Origin of the sequence: Sphingomonas sp. Leaf62 (assembly GCF_001421915.1) — a bacterium.
Lineage (GTDB): Bacteria > Pseudomonadota > Alphaproteobacteria > Sphingomonadales > Sphingomonadaceae > Sphingomonas.
The window spans coordinates 190,622-206,676 of the sequence record NZ_LMLN01000028.1 but is presented as its reverse complement, the minus strand read 5'-3'; the positions used below and the strand labels follow the sequence as shown (position 1 = coordinate 206,676).

At 66.4% G+C, this 16,055-nt stretch carries 19 protein-coding genes; 13 read left to right on the top strand and 6 right to left on the bottom strand.

Annotation, left to right across the window (positions count from 1 at the left end; genetic code table 11):
* Positions 1 to 69: 69 nt before the first annotated feature.
* Positions 70 to 552, bottom strand: coding sequence for an SH3 domain-containing protein (locus ASE91_RS12370; protein ID WP_056626623.1), 483 nt, complete (start codon positions 550 to 552; stop codon positions 70 to 72).
* 98 nt (positions 553 to 650) lie between these two features.
* Between ASE91_RS12370 and ASE91_RS12365 the strand changes: the two genes are divergently transcribed.
* Both ASE91_RS12365 and ASE91_RS12360 read left to right on the top strand, forming a co-directional pair.
* Positions 651 to 1,652 carry a 2-hydroxyacid dehydrogenase gene (locus ASE91_RS12365; RefSeq protein WP_056626621.1) on the top strand — a complete coding sequence of 334 codons (1,002 nt, stop codon included), beginning with the start codon at positions 651 to 653 and terminating at the stop codon, positions 1,650 to 1,652.
* 255 nt (positions 1,653 to 1,907) lie between these two features.
* A complete protein-coding gene (locus tag ASE91_RS12360) occupies positions 1,908 to 2,216 on the top strand; it encodes a Rap1a/Tai family immunity protein (protein WP_056626618.1) in 309 nt (102 codons plus the stop codon).
* A 176-nt stretch (positions 2,217 to 2,392) separates the two neighbouring features.
* On the opposite strand, the gene ASE91_RS12355 is transcribed toward ASE91_RS12360, so the two are convergent.
* Positions 2,393 to 3,073 carry a glutamine amidotransferase-related protein gene (locus tag ASE91_RS12355; RefSeq protein WP_056626616.1) on the bottom strand — a complete coding sequence of 227 codons (681 nt, stop codon included), beginning with the start codon at positions 3,071 to 3,073 and terminating at the stop codon, positions 2,393 to 2,395.
* Between the two features lie 127 nt (positions 3,074 to 3,200).
* Here ASE91_RS12355 and ASE91_RS12350 point away from each other — a divergent pair, with 127 nt between their 5' ends.
* On the top strand, positions 3,201 to 3,395 hold the full coding sequence (locus ASE91_RS12350) for a hypothetical protein (protein ID WP_055995422.1): 195 nt from the start codon (positions 3,201 to 3,203) through the stop codon (positions 3,393 to 3,395).
* Between the two features lie 35 nt (positions 3,396 to 3,430).
* Here the strand turns inward: ASE91_RS12350 and ASE91_RS12345 are convergent, their stop codons facing one another.
* Together ASE91_RS12345 and ASE91_RS12340 are read right to left on the bottom strand one after the other, a co-directional pair.
* The gene (locus ASE91_RS12345; RefSeq protein WP_056626614.1) at positions 3,431 to 3,892 is read right to left on the bottom strand and encodes a hypothetical protein; all 462 of its coding nucleotides are present in this window, start codon (positions 3,890 to 3,892) and stop codon (positions 3,431 to 3,433) included.
* Entirely contained in the window at positions 3,892 to 5,295 is a 1,404-nt protein-coding gene (locus ASE91_RS12340) for an NAD(P)H-dependent flavin oxidoreductase (RefSeq protein ID WP_056627176.1), read from the bottom strand. Before ASE91_RS12340 ends, ASE91_RS12345 begins: the two co-directional genes overlap by 1 nt.
* 223 nt (positions 5,296 to 5,518) lie before the next feature.
* On the opposite strand from ASE91_RS12340, the gene ASE91_RS12335 reads away from it, so the two are divergent.
* The gene (locus tag ASE91_RS12335) at positions 5,519 to 5,860 is read left to right on the top strand and encodes a hypothetical protein (protein WP_056626612.1); all 342 of its coding nucleotides are present in this window, start codon (positions 5,519 to 5,521) and stop codon (positions 5,858 to 5,860) included.
* An 8-nt stretch (positions 5,861 to 5,868) separates the two neighbouring features.
* On the opposite strand, the gene ASE91_RS12330 is transcribed toward ASE91_RS12335, so the two are convergent.
* Positions 5,869 to 7,005 carry a glycosyltransferase gene (locus ASE91_RS12330; protein WP_056626610.1) on the bottom strand — a complete coding sequence of 379 codons (1,137 nt, stop codon included), beginning with the start codon at positions 7,003 to 7,005 and terminating at the stop codon, positions 5,869 to 5,871.
* The gene (locus ASE91_RS12325) at positions 7,002 to 7,880 is read right to left on the bottom strand and encodes an alpha/beta fold hydrolase (protein WP_056626588.1); all 879 of its coding nucleotides are present in this window, start codon (positions 7,878 to 7,880) and stop codon (positions 7,002 to 7,004) included. The genes ASE91_RS12330 and ASE91_RS12325 overlap by 4 nt, the downstream gene beginning before the upstream one ends.
* Before the next feature lie 18 nt (positions 7,881 to 7,898).
* Here ASE91_RS12325 and ASE91_RS12320 point away from each other — a divergent pair, with 18 nt between their 5' ends.
* The 9 genes from ASE91_RS12320 to ASE91_RS12280 all read left to right on the top strand — a co-directional run bounded on the left by ASE91_RS12320 (position 7,899) and on the right by ASE91_RS12280 (position 15,916).
* Complete coding sequence (locus tag ASE91_RS12320) at positions 7,899 to 9,302, top strand: protein adenylyltransferase SelO family protein (protein ID WP_056626586.1); 1,404 nt, start codon at positions 7,899 to 7,901, stop codon at positions 9,300 to 9,302.
* 86 nt (positions 9,303 to 9,388) lie between these two features.
* Positions 9,389 to 10,798, top strand: coding sequence for a succinylglutamate-semialdehyde dehydrogenase (gene astD / locus ASE91_RS12315; RefSeq protein WP_055995439.1), 1,410 nt, complete (start codon positions 9,389 to 9,391; stop codon positions 10,796 to 10,798).
* Between the two features lie 77 nt (positions 10,799 to 10,875).
* Positions 10,876 to 11,664, top strand: a complete 789-nt coding sequence (cobA, locus tag ASE91_RS12310; protein WP_056626584.1) for a uroporphyrinogen-III C-methyltransferase — start codon at positions 10,876 to 10,878, stop codon at positions 11,662 to 11,664.
* A complete protein-coding gene (locus ASE91_RS12305; RefSeq protein WP_056626582.1) occupies positions 11,661 to 11,957 on the top strand; it encodes a DUF2849 domain-containing protein in 297 nt (98 codons plus the stop codon). Before cobA ends, ASE91_RS12305 begins: the two co-directional genes overlap by 4 nt.
* 208 nt (positions 11,958 to 12,165) lie before the next feature.
* Entirely contained in the window at positions 12,166 to 13,800 is a 1,635-nt protein-coding gene (locus tag ASE91_RS12300; RefSeq protein WP_056626580.1) for a nitrite/sulfite reductase, read from the top strand.
* Positions 13,793 to 14,200, top strand: a complete 408-nt coding sequence (locus ASE91_RS12295) for a Rid family hydrolase (protein WP_056626578.1) — start codon at positions 13,793 to 13,795, stop codon at positions 14,198 to 14,200. The genes ASE91_RS12300 and ASE91_RS12295 overlap by 8 nt, the downstream gene beginning before the upstream one ends.
* Complete coding sequence (locus tag ASE91_RS12290) at positions 14,197 to 14,622, top strand: DUF934 domain-containing protein (protein WP_055995453.1); 426 nt, start codon at positions 14,197 to 14,199, stop codon at positions 14,620 to 14,622. The genes ASE91_RS12295 and ASE91_RS12290 overlap by 4 nt, the downstream gene beginning before the upstream one ends.
* Positions 14,615 to 15,400, top strand: coding sequence for a phosphoadenylyl-sulfate reductase (locus ASE91_RS12285; RefSeq protein ID WP_056626576.1), 786 nt, complete (start codon positions 14,615 to 14,617; stop codon positions 15,398 to 15,400). The genes ASE91_RS12290 and ASE91_RS12285 overlap by 8 nt, the downstream gene beginning before the upstream one ends.
* A 42-nt stretch (positions 15,401 to 15,442) precedes the next feature.
* Complete coding sequence (locus ASE91_RS12280; protein ID WP_056626574.1) at positions 15,443 to 15,916, top strand: hypothetical protein; 474 nt, start codon at positions 15,443 to 15,445, stop codon at positions 15,914 to 15,916.
* Positions 15,917 to 16,055: the final 139 nt, after the last annotated feature.

The following is a 16,055-nucleotide window of genomic DNA, read 5'->3' as shown; positions in this document are numbered from 1 at the left end:
GTCGCGCTTCTTGCCCAAACATTGGCGTTTATGGATTCCCGCCTGCGCGGGAATGACGGAGGGATTTCCTTACATCACCTCGCCCGGATCGACACCCCACAGCCGCGCCTGCTCGACATAGCCGCCGCGCCCGCGCACGTCGAAGAAGCACCACGCGCCGTTGCACCGCGACAGCCGCCCGACCACGCCCGGGGCCGCGCGCCACACCACCGCCGCACCCGATTGCGGCGATGCACGCAGTTCGATCACCTCGCGACCGACAAAGGCGGTGCGGCGGTCGCTCAGCAACCCAACCTGCAACCAGCCGCGCGTGCCATCGGGGTCCTCGACCCGGCGCCAGTCCTGATAGACGTCGACGACCTTGATCGGCAGGTCGGCCCGGCGATACACCCATTGCGTCGGGTAATTCTTGCCCGGCCCGCTGCGCATCCGCGCCTCGCCCGCCGCGATCGACGCATAATAAGGCGGCTTGCGGCGCTGCGCCTCCGCCGATCCGGTCGCCAGCACCACCAGCATCGACGCGACCGCGATCGATCGCCTTGCGAAGCGCATGTTATCGTCCCCTTTTGTCCGAACCTCGCCTCTATCGGCAACCGCACCATGCCCGCAAGCCGTTGACGCAGGTTCGCCCAGTCGCCAATCCGGTATCCATGACCGGTTCCGCTCCCCCGCCCCGCCATCCGCGAGTCCAGGTGACGCGGCGTCTGCCGGCGGCGACCGAAGGGCGGATGGCGACGCTGTTCGACACGGTGTTCAGCCCCGACGACCACGCCTGTACCCGCGACGAACTGGCCGCCGCGATGGCCGATTGCGATGTGCTGGTCCCCGCCGTCACCGACGTGATCGACGCTGCGCTGATCGACGCCGCGCCCGATCGCCTGCGCCTGATCGCCAATTACGGCGCGGGCGTGAACCATATCGACCTGAAGGCCGCCCGCGCCCGCCGGATCATCGTTACCAACACCCCCGGCGTCCTGACCGAGGATACCGCCGACATGGTCATGGCGCTGATCCTCGCCGTGCCGCGCCGGCTGGCCGAGGGCGAGAAACTGGTCCGGTCGGGCGAGTGGAAGGGGTGGAGCCCCGGCGGGATGCTCGGCCACCGCATCGGCGGCAAGGCGCTGGGCATCATCGGCATGGGCCGCATCGGACAGGCCGTCGCGCGGCGCGCCCGCGCCTTCGGCCTGTCGATCCATTACCACAACCGCCATCGCCTGCCCGACGTGGCCGAGGCCGAACTGGGCGCGATCTGGCACGCCGATCTCGACGAGATGCTGGGCGTGATCGACCTGTTGACGATCCACACCCCGCGCAATGCCGACAGCGAAAACCTGCTCGACGGCCGCCGCATCGCCCGCCTGCGCCGCCACGCCTATCTCATCAACGCCTCGCGCGGCGGCATCGTCGACGAAGAGGCGCTGATCGACGCGCTGGAGGGCGGACGCCTCGCCGGTGCCGGGCTGGATGTATGGGCGCACGAACCGGCGATCGACCCGCGCCTGCTGGCCCTACCGAACGTGGTAATGACCCCGCATATGGGTTCGGCGACGCTGGAAGGCCGCGTGGCGATGGGCGAAAAGGTCATCACCAATATCCGCGTCTGGGCGGACGGGCACCGGCCACCGGATCAGGTGCTGGAGGGGTTGCGGTAGGGTGAATGTAGAGAGGCCGCTTTCGCCCGATTGTGTTGAAAAACTCCGCCAGAGGTTGAACCTCGCCAATGCCGCGCAATCCTATTTCAATGCGCGACATACTTTCGCAATTACGCTACGTTTTCATACGTTCAATTGACTAATTGTTTCGCAGTAAAGGCTCAAAATCTGCCCCGTGAGAGTTTTTCAACACAATCGACCCAATAGCGGACACTGCACATTGACGGTAAGGTGGTTGCAGGGGGATCGGACAGGATGCTGATTGCTGGACTCTTGCTGATGGCTTCTGCTCACAACGTCACGAGCGGGCGGGACCTACTTGCGGCCTGCAAGGAGCCGGGCTTCGATACATGGTGCGATGGCTTCATCAAGGGGTTGATGGACGCAGCCTTTGTGAAGGAAAGCAAGGCGAGTGAACGCTCATGCGTAGTTCCTGAACTCGGCATGCGGCAGCGTCGCACGCTGATGCTCAAACATCTCAACCAGCACTCAGACCAATGGGAGCTGCCGGCTGCGACCGTGGTGAACCGTGTGATCGCGGCGAACTGGCCCAATTGCGCTTGAAGCCTTTAGGCTTAGACGTCGGCTTTCCACCAAAGCGGGCCATTCCATACTTTCCTACGAAGCCCATGCCTGCCAACATCGCTGACGGTCCTGCCAGACCCCCGCTCTTTGACACCGCCGCCATGCAACACACAAACACCGCGCAAGTGTGACTTTCGTGACCTTTGGCGGAAAACCTAACTCTCTACGCCCGCCAGCCACTCGCCGATCATCGCCTGCCCCGCCCGCACCGCCGCCGGACCCAACGTCCGATATTGCTCGGTCAGGCTGCCGCGATGGTTCGGGCAATCGAGATAATCGAGCCACGCCTCAAACCGCGCATCCTCGCCCATCTCGGCATGGAATTGCAGCGCCAGCAGGTTGCGTCCCCGCCGGAACCCCTGCCGATAACGCGGCGTCGTCGCCAACAACTCGGTTCCGTCGGGCAGGTCGAACGTATCGCCATGCCAGTGCAGCACCGGCACCCCCGCGAGATGGCGCAGCGGACTCGTCAGGTCCGGCGTCAGGTCGACCGGCGCGAAACCGATCTCGCACCCGCTGCCGTTGTACACGTCGGACCCCAGCGCCGCCGCCATCATCTGCGCGCCGAGGCAGATGCCCAGCGTCGGACGATCCGCCACCAGCCGCCGCGACAGCGCGGCGATCTCGCCCGGAATCCATGGATGCTCGGCCACGTCATAGACGCCCATCGGCCCACCCATGACGATCAACAGGTGGGGCGCGGTCAGGTCGGCGGTGGCGAAGGCCGGATCGGTCACGTCGATCCGGTCGATCGCATACCCCGCCGCCTCCACCGGCGCGCGGTACCCGGCACAGCCTTCATACGGAACGTGGCGAACGATCAACGCGGACTTCATGCGGCACAGTCTATCGCGCCGCAGGTTAATGGCACCTGTAATGTTTCTTTGTGTTGCAATGGGACGGGTTTGGAACCCCTGCGGCGCAAAATCATTGGCCGGACGTAGCGTAAACAGGAGTAACCCGATGAAAAAGATCGTAACTATTGCCCTCGCCCTCGCCGCCGGCAGCTCGCTCACCGCCTGTTCGACGTTGCGCGGCGGCGCGATCGGCGCGGCGGGCGGTGCCGGCATCGCAGCGGCGACCGGCGGCAATGTCGAAAAGGGCGCAGCAGTCGGTGGCGTAGGCGGCGCGGTGGTCGGCACCGTCGCCGACGATTGATGCGGATCGACCGGGGCGGCACGACGCCGCTCCGGTCAGCCGTTCAGCAGCGCGATCCGGGCCATGTCTTTTTCCCGCCCGAACCGCGTGAGCATTGCCACCATGTCCGCTCGGTCGGGCACCGGTACCGCCAGCCCTTCGCCCACTTCGACAAAGACTCGCGATCGGGGCCGGACCTGCTCCCGGCGGCCCGCCCGATGAAGTTCGAAGCCCGCCATACATTCGATCTCGACGCCATTCGCTTCCAGCGCCGCGTAGAAGCGCGACCGGAACAGGCCGTTATCGTCTGGTGCGCGGACCCGGACGCCGGGCAGTTCGCGGATCAGCGCGACATCCTCGATCCCGATCAGGATATCGATGTCGCCCACCGTGACCGGCCGCCGGGAATGCAATGCGACCGCCGCCCCGGCGATGACCCACCACGGCTCCGTCGCAGCCCGCAACACGCCGGCCATCCTCGCCAGCGCATCGCGATGGGCCACCGAAAGCCCGGTCATCAATCCCCGGTCAGGATGCGGTCGACCAGCTGCTTCACGTTCGGCACGAACCCGTTCGAATAGAAGGGATCGCGCTTGAAGTTGTAGGCAGCGTGCCCCGCGAACATCAAATTCCGGTCGGTCGGCCCGCCATGCGCGATGTCCTGCAACGTCTTCTGGATACAGAAGCTGCGCGGATCGGCCAGCCGCCCGGTCGAGTTGGTCTCGCTGTCGGCCCAGCTCGAAAAGCTGCACTGCGACAGACAGCCCATGCAATCGGCCTGATCCTTGCGGATGACGCCCTTCTCCTCGGGCGTCACGAACACCAGCGTGTTGTCCGGCGTCTTGAGCGCATCGGTGAAGCCGAGGCCGAACCATTCGCGCGCGCGGAGCAGATCGCCCTGCGTCACCCAGAAATTCTTGCCCTTCACCCCGACGTCGAGCTGGAAGACATGGTCGCCTGCCTCCTGCGTCGAAAAGGCGATCTGCCGCTCCGACCGCGCTTCGAGGCTGCGGAGAAACGGGTTGCGGACCGCCGACGAATAGAAGCCGGTCGGGCTGAACCGGTGCAACAGCACCTCGCCCCGCTCGATCTCCATCAGCTTCGCCTTCCACTCGGGCGGGATCGGGCTTTCCTGCGTCAGCAGCGGGCGGGTGCCGAACTGGAACGCGATCTTGCCCAGTTCGGGATTGTCGATCCAGTCGTTCCAGTCGCGCAAATACCACACGCCGCCGGCCATCACGATCGGCACGTCGTCGGAAATGCCGCCCTCGCGCATCGTCGCGCGCAGTTCCTTTACGCGGGGATAGGGGTCCTGCGGCTCCAGCGGATTCTCGGCATTCGACAGGCCGTTATGCCCGCCGGCCAGCCACGGGTCCTCATACACCACCGCCGCCAGCCATTCCGCCGCCTTCGAATAGGCGCGCTTCCACAGCGCGCGGAAGGCGCGGCCCGACGACACGATCGGCAGATAGCTGACGCCATAGGACGCGGTGATCTCGGACAGCTTGTACGGCATCCCCGCGCCGCAGGTGACGCCCGACACCAGCCCGCGCGTCCGCTCCAGCACGCCGTGCAGGATGCGCTGCGCTCCGCCCATTTCCCACAGGACGTTGATGTTGATCGCGCCGTTGCCGCCGGCGATCTCCCATGCGCGCCGCACCTGCTGCACCGCGCCCTCGATCGCATAGTCGATCAGTTCCTCATGGCGTTCGCGGCGGGTCAGCGCCTTGTACACCTGCGGGATGATCTTGCCCTCGGCATCATAGCTGTCGGCGTTGACCGCGGACACGGTGCCGATGCCACCCGCCGCCGCCCACGCGCCGGCCGATGCGTGATTGGTCGCGGCAACGCCCTTGCCCCCCTCGATCAGCGGCCAGACTTCGCGACCGTTATAGACGATAGGCGACAGACCTTTGAACAACGCAACCTCCAGCGGGACCAAAGCGGAACGGACGCAACGCGCCACCGCATCCGGCCGTCATTAGTGGCTGGGACGCGCGAAGGCGAGCAAATTGCGTGGATGGGCAACCACCCCGCCCGGTGCCGTACGCGGGGATCGCCAACATGGGCGCAACCGAAGATAGATGGCACCCTGCTTGACAGGATAGTATCGTCCGACGATTCCATTCGGCAAGGCGACTGACATGGCCCAGATCCTTATCGCGACGGTCGCAATAGCGATCCTGCTCCTGATGTCTCGGCGAGCGAACCGCAAGTTCTCGAACATGGCCCGGCTTCCCATGCAATGGTCGCTGTCGGGATCGGTGAACTGGACCGCTCCGCGCCGAATCGCGCTGGCAATTACGCCGACACTGGCCTTGGCAGTCTTGACGGCAGCTACCTTCGCTACCTTAACCTTGACGCCCAGGCGGGGGCAGGAAGGGCTGGAGGTGCCGGTAATAGCGCTGCTGTCCGCCGGTTTCGTGGCGGCCCACGCGTTTCACCTATGGCTGATCGACCAGCAACTGACGTCGAACCGGGGCTGAAACGTCACTTATCCCAACGCCCCCGGCCGCCCCAGCGCCCGCTCATACAACGCCTTGTACGCCGCGATCATCTTCGCCTCGTCGAACTCGGCATAGGCCTTGGCGCGGTTGCTCTCGCCGACATAATGGCGGGCCGCGGCATCGACCGCCAGCATCTGCAACCGGTCGCGCAGATGCACCTCCATCCGGTCGTTGCCCAGATACGGCCGGTTCGGTTCGGACACCATCCGCGCGATATCGCCGACCGGGGGCGCGACGACCGGCAGCCCCGCCGCCATCGCCTCCATCACCGAAATCGGCTGCTGCTCGCTCTTCGACGACAGCGCGAAGATATCGAACAGCCCCATATAGCGCCACGCCTCGGGCAGGAATCCGGGCAGGTGGACCCGGTCGTCGATCCCCATCGCCTCGGCCGCGTCGAGGATCGCCTGCCGCTCCGGCCCTTCGCCGACGATCACCAGCCGTATCTTGACCGAAATCCCGCCGACCGACCGTACCAGCAGCGGCAGATCCTTCACGTCGCGCAACCCGGCGACGCAGCCGATCACGATCTCACCCGGTTTGCGACGAAAGCCGGGGATCGCATCGGGTGCCGGTCCGTGCGCGAACCGCGCGACGGGCACGCCGTTACCGATCAGGTGCAGCCGTCCATCGGGCTGTTTCCACGCCGTCTGCGCCACCTGCAACAACCGCTGCGACGGCACGACCAGCGCGTCGGCCGCACCCAGCGCGAAGCGCCGATACAGGTTGCGCACCGGATTCAGCCGAGTCGCCTCATCCTCGTTGAAGCCGTCCTCGTGATGGATCACCGGCGGCGCACCCTTGGCGAACACGCGCCTGGCCATCACCCCGTCGATCGCGCCCCAGTTATAGGTCAGCACCAGATCGAAGCGGCGCATGAACTTCGCGATCGCCTCGAACCGCGCGACCGACGGTTTGCCGGTCAGCGGCGGCGGGTTCTGCGCGATTTCGTACCGGATATGGCTACCGATCGCGGCCTGTGCCTCGGTCCGCTCGGGTACGCCCGACACGATCGTGTGGACCGCGTTCGATCCCCACGCGTGCATCAGCCGCACCGCCCGCGCCTCCTTGCCGCCATAGGCGAAGGAGGAATGGAGGTGGAGAATGCGGACCGGTGCGCTCACGCCCCCGCCACCCGCGCCAGCAACCGATCGATCGCCGCCGCCGCCGCCGGTTCGGTCAGCGTCGGGGCATGGCCGACCCGCTCAACGATGGTCAGTTCGGCGCCGTCGATCCGCTCGGCCATCGCCGCCCCGACCTGCGCGGGCAGGATATCGGACAATTCGCCGCGAACGATCGACACCGGCTTGCCCGCCAATGCCGCATAGGCGCGCCACATGTCCGGCCCCGCCTCGTTGCCCGGCACGCGGAACGGCTCGGCGATCTTCATGTCGTAGTCGAGGATGATGCGGCCCGCCGAATTGAGCCGGTGCAGCCGCTTGGCCATATGCAGCCAGTCCCGCACCTCATAGCCCGGATAGGCATCGCCATTATGTTCGGCGACCGCGCGCGCCGCGTGCATCCATGTCGGATGGCTGACCTGCCGGCCGACATAGCCGCGGATACGCCCCAGACCGACCGGATCGAGTTCCGGCCCGACATCGTTGAGCAGCGCCGCCGCGATCCGGTCCCGATCGGTCGCGGCCAGCAGCATCGTCAGGATGCCGCCGAGCGAGGTGCCGAACGCCACGACCTGCGGCAACTCGAGCTGGTTGAGCAGCGCCTCGACATCCTGCAGATACACCAGCGGCACATAGGTCATCGGATCGCGGGCATAGCCGCTCTCGCCGCGCCCGCGCATCTCGGGCACGATCAGCCGCCATTCGCCCGCCAGCCGGTCGGCGACATCCTCCCAGTCGCGCGCATTGCGGGTCAGCCCGTGCAGGCACAGGATCGCCGGCCGGTCGCCCCGTCCGCCATAGTCGCGATAATGCAGCCGGAGGCCGTCGTTCGACCACCAATAGCCATCGGTGAAGCGTTGCTTGTCGGATAGCGCCATCGCCCCCCATATCGCCGCATGGCCGAAAACCCGCAACCCGCTCGCTATCGCCCCCGCACCGATATTCTGGGTCTCGGCGATCCGTTCTACGACGCCGTGGCCCCGGCGTCCTTCCCGGCGCACATCCTGCGCTTTCGCAACGACCATGCGGCGGCGCAGATCGGCATCGTGTCGGGCGACGGTACCGCCGACACCCTGCCCCTGACCGACGAAGCATGGCTCGACCATTTCGGCCGCTTCGCCCCCCTGCCCGGCAGCATCCCCCAACCGCTGGCGCTGCGCTATCACGGCCACCAGTTTCAGTCGTACAACCCCGATATCGGCGATGGACGCGGCTTCGTGTTCGCGCAGGCGACCGACGACCGCGACCGTCTGCTCGACCTCGGCACCAAAGGGTCGGGCCAGACACCGTACAGCCGGTTCGGCGACGGGCGTCTGACGCTGAAAGGGGGCGTGCGCGAAGTGCTGGCGACCGAGATGCTGGAGGCGCTGAACGTCCCGACCTCGCGCAGCTTCTCGCTGATCGAGACCGGCGAGGAACTGGTCCGCGGCGACGAACCATCACCGACCCGTTCGGCGGTGCTGGTCCGGCTGAACCACAGCCATGTCCGTATCGGCACGTTCCAGCGTCTCGCCTACGAACGGGATGCCGACGCGATGCACCGGCTGGTCGACTATGTCCTGACCCGCCTGCATGGTCGCACACCGGGCAGCACGCCCGCGATCGACCTGTTCGACGAAGTCGTCGGTCGGGTCGCCACGCTCGCCGGGCGGTTCATGGCGGCCGGGTTCGTGCACGGCGTGCTCAACACCGACAACATCAACGTCACCGGCGAGAGTTTCGACTATGGTCCGTGGCGGTTCGCGCCTATATGGGACGTTGGGTTCACCGCCGCCTATTTCGACCATCACGGCCTTTACGCCTTTGGCCGTCAGCCCGACGCGATGCACTGGAACGTCATGCAACTGGCGGTGGCGCTGCGCACCGTGGTCGACGCACCGCCGCTGATCGAGGTGCTGGAAACCTTCCCCGAACGCCATGCGACGGCGGCAGCCGAAGCGCTGCTATGGCGGCTGGGCGTCCGCCCCATCGATCCGGCCAGCGACCGCGCGCTCGCCGATGCGCTAACGACGGCGCTCGCCACCTCGCACATGCCGATCGACGATTTCTTTTTCGAAGCGTTCGGCGGCTGGCTACCCGAGGGCGACGACTGGACCGCCTTCGAGAATGTTCGCGCGCTGCTGTCGGAGTATCGTCCGCGCCGCGACCGAAGTCATTCCTATTGGTCCGACGGCACGCCCTGTTCGATACTGATCGGCGAGGTCGAGGCGATCTGGGCCGCCATCGCCGAACGCGACGACTGGACACCGTTCCACGAAAAGGTCGCCGCGATCCGCCGCATGGGACAGGCGCTTGCCTGAACCGGATCGATCGTAGCACATAACTGGCATCGTCGCGCGATCTGGTCCAAGGATGCGCGGCAAACAGGAGCCGGATACAACCACGCATGGCCGAACTCGTCTCGACCGAACCCGCAACCGGCGCGACCCTGTGGCGTGCCCCGATCGGCGATGCCGATACCGAAGTCGCCGCCGCCCGGGCCGGCTGGGCCGGCTGGGCTTCGCGTTCACTCGCCTACCGGATCGAGGCGATGCGCCGCTTCGCCAATGTCGTGCGCAGCCGGTCGGAGGCGTTTGCCGATGTGATCGCCCGCGAAACCGGCAAGCCGCTGTGGGAAGCGCGGACCGAGGTGGAAACGGTCATAGCGAAGGTCGAGATCTCGATCACCGCATACGGCGAACGTACCAGCCAGCGGCGGCTGGAGGCACAGTCCAGTTCCCGCATGGCGCTTCGCCACAAACCGCATGGCGTGCTGGCGGTATTGGGGCCGTATAATTTCCCGGCGCATCTGCCCAACGGCCATATCATCCCGGCGCTGATCGCCGGCAATGCGGTCGTGTTCAAACCGTCGGAGAAAACCCCGGCGAGCGGCGCCTTCCTCGTCGACTGCTACCGCGCGGGCGGCGTGCCCGAGGATTGCGTCCGGCTGTTGATCGGCGGTCCCGAACAGGGCCGTGCCCTGGCCAGCCATCCCGATATCGACGGCCTGCTCTTTACCGGATCGGCCCGCACCGGCATCGCGCTCAACCGCCAGTTCGCCGAAACGCCGGAGAAAATTCTGGCGCTGGAAATGGGCGGCAACAACCCGATCATCGTCTGGAGCACGCCCGACCTGTATGCCGCCGCCGTGCTGGTCGTGCAGTCGGCGTTCACCTCCGCCGGACAGCGATGCACCGCCGCGCGTCGCCTGATCGTCGAACGGCGGCTGGCCGAACCGCTGCTGGTCGAGATCAACCGGCTGTGCGAACGCCTGATCGTTGGCGAACCCCATGCCGATCCCGCACCGTTCATGGGGCCGGTCATCGACAACGAAGCCGCCGATCAGCTGACGGAGAGCTTCCTGTCGCTGACCTCGCGCGGCGGGCGTCCGCTTCGCTTCATGCAGCGGCTGGTCGACGGGCGTCCATTCCTGACCCCCGGCATCATCGACATGTCGGATACCGCCGAACGCAGCGACGTCGAACTGTTCGGGCCGTTGCTGCAAGTGTTCCGCGTCGACAGCTTCGAAGCCGCCATCGCCGAGGCGAACAACACCCGCTACGGCCTGTCGGCCTCGCTGATCTCCTCCGATCCGCAGCTGTATGACGGCTTCTGGGCCAATATCCGTGCCGGCATCGTCAACTGGAACCGCCCGACCAACGGCGCTTCCTCGGCCGCGCCGTTCGGCGGTATCGGCTGGTCGGGCAATCATCGTCCGTCCGCCTATTATGCCGCCGACTATTGCGCCTATCCGGTCGTCTCGGCCGAAGCCGAGCAGGCGCGCGCGTCGATCGGCATCGGCCTGCGCAACCAATAGCCCGCTAAACAATCCCTTCCCCCCTCCCAAGCAAGCGTCGGTTGCCTGGGAACGGCGTCGGCCGCATCTACGCTGTCATGGCAACGCTACTCGATCCGACCGCGCGCGGGCGCGTCATCCTTGTCGGGGCGGGTCCGGGCGATCCCGGCCTGCTGACCGTCCGCGCGGTGGAGGCGCTCAAGACCGCCGACGTCGTCGTCCATGACGGACTGATCGACCCGCGCGTGCTCGACTTGGCGCCACCCACCGCGCAGCGCATCTCGGTCGCCAAGCAGCGCGCGCGCCACACCCTGCCACAGGAAGCGATCAACGCGCTGATCGTCGCCCATGTGAAAACGGGCGCGATCGTGATCCGGTTGAAGGGCGGCGACCCGTTCATCTTCGGCCGCGGCGGCGAGGAGGTGGAGGCGGTACGCGCCGCCGGTCTGCCCGTAGAGGTCATTCCCGGCGTCTCGGCCGCGCTCGGCTGTGCGGCCGGCGCGATGTTGCCGCTGACCCATCGCGACTGGTCGTCGGCGGTCAGCTTCGTCGCCGGCCAGTGCAAGGGGTTGAGCGAGCAGGACTGGTCGGGCCTCGCCGGACAGGGCCGCACGCTGGTGATCTACATGGGCGTCGCGACCGCCGAAGCCATTGCCGACAAGCTGATGGCCGATGGCGTCGCCCCCGACATGCCCGTCGCGGTGCTGGAACGCGGCACCTATGCCGACGCCCGCGCACTGCGCACCCTCCTCGCCGATCTCGGCCCGATGGTCGCACGCGAGGATGTGCAGAGCCCGGCGGTGATCGTCGTCGGGGAAGTCGTGCAACTGGCCGATGCCGAGGACAAGCTCGGCAACTGGGCGAAGGCTGTGGAGGCACTGGCATGAAGCTACTGACCGGAAACGACCTTGCCAGCGGCGATGTGACGTGGTGGACCGGCCGCGACTGGTCGCGCCATGTCGAGGATGCCGCCGATGTCGGCGAGGACGGCGAACGCATCGCCTCGGTCGAGGAAGCGGCACGGCGGGTCAACGTGCCCTATGTGATCGACGCGGTGGCGACGCCCGAAGGCCCCCGTCCGGCGCATATCAAGGACCGCATCCGGGCGCTGGGTCCGACGGTGCGAACCGACCTGACGCTCAAGCCCGCCGATCCGAACGCCGGGGCGTGGGTCATCTAATCAAGCTCCTCCCCAGCATGGGGAGGGGGACCAGCCGCAGGCTGGTGGAGGGGGGTGTCCCCAAGCGCCGCGCTGGTGGAGAACCCCCTCCACCATCGCCGACGCGATGGTCCCCAGTATCGGGTCGGATCGTTCCCCGAACGATCCTTGACCATGCCGGGCATGGTCAACCCGATACTCCGTGCCGGGGAGGAAATAGGAAGAAGCGATGTACCAGTACGATACCTATGACCAGTCCATCGTCGATGCCCGCGTCGCCGAATTCCGCGATCAGGTCGAACGCCGTCTGTCGGGCCATCTGACCGAAGATCAGTTCAAGCCGCTGCGGCTGATGAACGGCCTTTATCTCCAGCTTCACGCCTATATGCTGCGCGTCGCCATCCCCTATGGCACATTGTCGTCGGCGCAGATGCGGCTGCTGGCCGACATCGCCCGTACCTATGATCGCGGCTACGGCCACTTCACGACACGTCAGAACCTTCAGTTCAACTGGATCAAGCTGGCCGACACGCCCGACATCCTCGAAAAGCTGGCCAAGGTCGAGATGCACGCCATCCAGACCAGCGGCAACTGCATCCGCAACATCAGCTCCGACCAGTTCGCCGGTGCCGCCGCCGACGAGACGACCGACCCGCGCCCATGGGCCGAGCTGCTACGCCAATGGTCGACCTTCCATCCCGAATTCAGCTACCTGCCGCGCAAGTTCAAGATCGCGGTCATCGCCGCTGACGAGGACCGCGCGGCGATGCGCCTCCACGACATCGGCCTGCGCATCGTCGAGCAGGACGGGGTGGCCGGCGCGCAGGTCTATGTCGGCGGCGGCATGGGCCGCACGCCGATGATCGCGCCGCTGGTCAACGACTTCGTGCCGCTCGGCGACCTGATGAGCTATCTCGAAGCGTGCCTGCGGGTCTACAACCGCTACGGCCGCCGCGACAATATGTACAAGGCGCGGATCAAGATCCTGATCCACGAGATCGGCGTCGACCAATATCGCGCCGAAGTCGCCGAGGAATTCGCGCATATCAAGACGCTGGGCATCGATCCGCCGCAGGCCGAGTTCGACCGCATCGCCGCCTTCTTCGCCGACCCCGCCTTCGCCGACACCTCGGCCGATGCGCCCGTCGATCGCAGCGACGCCGGCTTCGCCGCATGGCTCGACCAGAATACCCACGCCCACAAGCGCGCCGGCTATACGATCGTCACGATCAGCCTGAAACCCGCCGGCGGCATCCCCGGCGACGCCTCGGCCGATCAGATCGATGCGATGGCCGATCTGGGCGAGCGCTACAGCTTCGACGAGCTGCGCGTGACGCATGCGCAGAACATGGTCCTGCCGCACGTCCGCTCGGCCGACCTGCGCGCGGTGTACGACCGGCTGGTCGAGATCGGGCTGGCCGAGGCGAATCTCGACCTCATCACCGACATCATCGCCTGCCCCGGCCTCGATTATTGCAGCCTCGCCAACGCGCGCTCGATCCCGCTCGCGCAGAAGATCGCCGACCGCTTTGCCGATCCGGTGCGCCAGCGCGATCTGGGCGAGCTGAAGCTCAAGATCAGCGGCTGCATCAACGCCTGCGGCCATCACCACGCCGGCCATATCGGCATCCTCGGCGTCGACCGGAAGGGCACCGAGAATTTCCAGCTGTTGCTCGGGGGATCGGGTGCGGAGGACGTTTCGCTCGCCAAGATCACCGGCCCCGGCTTCTCGGAGGACGGCGTAGTCGACGCGATCGAGCGGGTGACCGACCGTTATCTCGCCGAACGTGCGACCGGCGAGCGTTTCGTCGACACCTATCGCCGGATCGGCATGGAACCGTTCAAGGAGGCCATTTATGGGTAAGCGTTCTGCCGTTTTCCCGGCCGCACCGCACGCGCTTTATGCCGAACATGGCTATTCACCCGCCGTCCGGGCCGGCGAGCTGCTGTTCGTCTCGGGACAGGTCGGCGCGCGGACCGATGGCACGCCCGAACCCGATCTGGCGGACGAGATCGCGCTCGCCTTTACCAACCTGACTGCCGTGCTGGCGGGCGCGGGCTGCACCCCGGCGGACGTGATCGACGTACAGTTGTTCACGACCGATCCCGAAGCAGTCTTCCCGCTGCTGTTCGCCCATCACCCCGCTTATTGGGGCGAAGCCCCCCTGCCCGCGCTGACCGCCGCTGGCGTCACTTGGCTCGCCGGCTTCCGGTTCGAGATCAAGGTCGTCGTTCGCATTCCCCACGAAGGAGCCGCCGCATGAGCGAGCCGCTACGCCTGCGCGACGACGCCGCGCATGACGAACCCGCCGTCACGCTCGACGCCTTTCTCGGCCAGTCGAACGCAACCGCCGTCCGGATCGAGGCGGGCGACGATGCCCGGCTGCTGCTGCCGCATATCGACCGGCTGGCGCTGATCGAGGTCAGCTTTCCCAAGTTTCGCGACGGCCGTGGCTATTCCGCCGGACGTATCCTGCGTGAAGCAGGCTATACCGGCGAACTGCGCGCCGAAGGCGACGTACTGGTCGACCAAATCCCCCTGATGCGTCGCTGCGGCTTCGACAGCTTCGCGCCCGCCGCGCCGGTCGATCCTGCCGCGCTCGAACGCGCGCTGGAACGCTATGACCATGTCTATCAATCGGCGGCCGATGGGCAGGTGCCGGTGTGGAAATTACGTCATGGCTGATGCCGACCCCGATATTCGCGTCCGCGACCGGCTGGACATCGCCCCCCGCTTCACCGCCGCCGATGCGCAGGCGCTGAACGAACGCTTTCAGGGCGTATCGACGCACGACATGCTGACCGTCGCCTTGGGTGAGCAGCTGCTGGGTAATGTCACGGCGGTGTCGTCGTTCGGCGCGGAATCCGCGGTGCTGCTGCACCTGATCGCCTCCGTCGATCGCTCGGTCCCCGTGCTGTTCCTCGAAACCGGCAAGCATTTCCCCGAAACGCTCGCGTACCGCGACTTGCTGGTCGACCGGCTGGGCCTGACCGATTTCCGCGACCTGCGTCCCGATCCGGTGCTGCTGGCGGCAAAGGACGCGACCGGGTTGCGCTGGTCCTATGACCCCGATGGCTGCTGCGACATCCGCAAGGTCGAACCGCTTGCGCGTGGTCTGGCCGGGTTCGATGCCAGCTTCACCGGACGCAAGGCGTTCCAGTCGGCGACCCGCACCGCCTTGCCGCGCTTCGAACTCGACACGTCGGACACGGTCGGCCGGTTGAAGGTCAATCCGCTCATCACCTGGACCCCGGCCGATATCGACGCATACTTCGCCGAACACAATCTGCCGCGCCACCCGCTGGTTGAACAAGGTTTTCCCTCGATCGGCTGCCAACCCTGCACCAATCGCGTGAAGCCGGGCGAAGACCCGCGCTCGGGGCGCTGGGCCGGCTGGGAAAAGGTCGAATGCGGCATCCACACGCCGCTGCCCGACGGTGATCCGAACCTGCCGAGCTTCTGACCCGCGCTTGCCCTGCCCCCGTTTCCGGCCCAAAGCGGCGCGATGCAACAATCGGCAGTCGCCTATTTCACCAACGGCCGGATCATCGTCGCGCCGGTCTCCCGCACCGCGTCGGGCGATACGATAGCCACCGATCCCAGATGGTTCGGCAAATCGGCCAAAAAAGCGATCATCGCTCAAGCGATCGGCGAAGCGCTGACGGCATCGAGCGCGCGTGTAACCGATCCGACGCCCGAACAATGGAAACGGCAGTTCATTCCGTTTCAGGACGCGGCCGCGGTCAAGAACTTCAAGACGTTCATGCGCGAGGCCAAGCGCGTCGATATCGAGCGGACCGGCGAGACGCTGACGCTGATCCCATTCGACAATCTCGGCGCGAACAACGGCTTCGAAGCGCGCGAGATCGAAGCGCGCGACGTCGCGGTGGACGATATCGAAGGCGTGGCGGGGACGTTGCTGATCCTGCTCGGACTGCGGCCGGATGGCGGCACATCAGTGGCAGGCGACGTGGACTGAATGCGCGCCGCTACGGCCGCCGCGATAGCTGCAGGAACATCCGACATCCACACCGTACCCCTGCGCCGGCGGGGGTACGGTGCCATGCAAAGCAAGCGGTTGCTTCCGTAACCCTTACCATCCGCCTGTGCGCGGGCAT

What these genes read in the sequence shown, in the direction of transcription:
- ASE91_RS12370 (WP_056626623.1), bottom strand. Translation starts at nt 552, where the DNA reads ATGCGCTTCGCAAGGCGATCGATCGCGGTCGCGTCGATGCTGGTGGTG.
- ASE91_RS12365 (WP_056626621.1), top strand. Translation starts at nt 651, where the DNA reads ATGACCGGTTCCGCTCCCCCGCCCCGCCATCCGCGAGTCCAGGTGACG.
- ASE91_RS12360 (WP_056626618.1), top strand. Translation starts at nt 1,908, where the DNA reads ATGCTGATTGCTGGACTCTTGCTGATGGCTTCTGCTCACAACGTCACG.
- ASE91_RS12355 (WP_056626616.1), bottom strand. Translation starts at nt 3,073, where the DNA reads ATGAAGTCCGCGTTGATCGTTCGCCACGTTCCGTATGAAGGCTGTGCC.
- ASE91_RS12350 (WP_055995422.1), top strand. Translation starts at nt 3,201, where the DNA reads ATGAAAAAGATCGTAACTATTGCCCTCGCCCTCGCCGCCGGCAGCTCG.
- ASE91_RS12345 (WP_056626614.1), bottom strand. Translation starts at nt 3,892, where the DNA reads ATGACCGGGCTTTCGGTGGCCCATCGCGATGCGCTGGCGAGGATGGCC.
- ASE91_RS12335 (WP_056626612.1), top strand. Translation starts at nt 5,519, where the DNA reads ATGGCCCAGATCCTTATCGCGACGGTCGCAATAGCGATCCTGCTCCTG.
- ASE91_RS12325 (WP_056626588.1), bottom strand. Translation starts at nt 7,880, where the DNA reads ATGGCGCTATCCGACAAGCAACGCTTCACCGATGGCTATTGGTGGTCG.
- ASE91_RS12320 (WP_056626586.1), top strand. Translation starts at nt 7,899, where the DNA reads ATGGCCGAAAACCCGCAACCCGCTCGCTATCGCCCCCGCACCGATATT.
- astD (WP_055995439.1), top strand. Translation starts at nt 9,389, where the DNA reads ATGGCCGAACTCGTCTCGACCGAACCCGCAACCGGCGCGACCCTGTGG.
- cobA (WP_056626584.1), top strand. Translation starts at nt 10,876, where the DNA reads ATGGCAACGCTACTCGATCCGACCGCGCGCGGGCGCGTCATCCTTGTC.
- ASE91_RS12305 (WP_056626582.1), top strand. Translation starts at nt 11,661, where the DNA reads ATGAAGCTACTGACCGGAAACGACCTTGCCAGCGGCGATGTGACGTGG.
- ASE91_RS12300 (WP_056626580.1), top strand. Translation starts at nt 12,166, where the DNA reads ATGTACCAGTACGATACCTATGACCAGTCCATCGTCGATGCCCGCGTC.
- ASE91_RS12295 (WP_056626578.1), top strand. Translation starts at nt 13,793, where the DNA reads ATGGGTAAGCGTTCTGCCGTTTTCCCGGCCGCACCGCACGCGCTTTAT.
- ASE91_RS12290 (WP_055995453.1), top strand. Translation starts at nt 14,197, where the DNA reads ATGAGCGAGCCGCTACGCCTGCGCGACGACGCCGCGCATGACGAACCC.
- ASE91_RS12285 (WP_056626576.1), top strand. Translation starts at nt 14,615, where the DNA reads ATGGCTGATGCCGACCCCGATATTCGCGTCCGCGACCGGCTGGACATC.
- ASE91_RS12280 (WP_056626574.1), top strand. Translation starts at nt 15,443, where the DNA reads ATGCAACAATCGGCAGTCGCCTATTTCACCAACGGCCGGATCATCGTC.